This is a genomic window from Desulfotomaculum copahuensis (assembly GCF_001655685.1).
GTDB classification, from domain to species: Bacteria; Bacillota; Desulfotomaculia; order Desulfotomaculales; family Desulfovirgulaceae; genus Desulfotomaculum_G; species Desulfotomaculum_G copahuensis.
On the sequence record NZ_LYVF01000100.1, the window covers coordinates 1 to 534 of the forward strand.

Genomic DNA, 534 nt, shown 5'->3' on the forward strand with positions numbered 1-534 from the left:
GTTCACAGTGAAAACCGCGATGCCTTCTTTCCTCAGCCGGGTAACCAGGTTGGTGAACATATCCCGGTGGGAAAAATTATGGCTCATGCGGTTGAAAAACCGGTTGGTGTCATGGTCCTGATTAAAGTGCAATTCTTCAGCGGCGGCCTGGGTAACGCCGGCGACGATCAGCCAGCCGGCGATGTCCCGGCACAGGTTGCCGGTGAGCCAATCCCGCTTTCCGGCTTTTACAGCCGGCAAATCGGGACAATGAAATACCCGTGATGTTTTAAAATTGCCGTCTGGCGATACGATGGTGACGGATATGTTCTGCGGATTCAGGTCAATGCCGGCCATTGGCCGGGTGCAATCCACCTGTTTTTCGTCACCCTGGGCGAATGTAATATGGGCAAAGAACTTTCCGTCTTTGCGCAATACCTGCACAGTATAGGCATTGCCGGATGCAAGATGATTCAGCAACCGGTTTATGTATGCCGGCGGTGTGGTCATCGGTATGGTCAGCCAGTCATTTGCGCGGCGGGGGATGCCCCGTCC

General features: G+C 54.3%; 1 protein-coding gene. It reads right to left on the reverse strand.

Annotation, left to right across the window (positions count from 1 at the left end; all coding sequences use genetic code 11):
- Positions 1-534: hypothetical protein (locus tag A6M21_RS18710; protein WP_201721847.1), on the reverse strand; the 534-nt coding region annotated here is incomplete at both ends.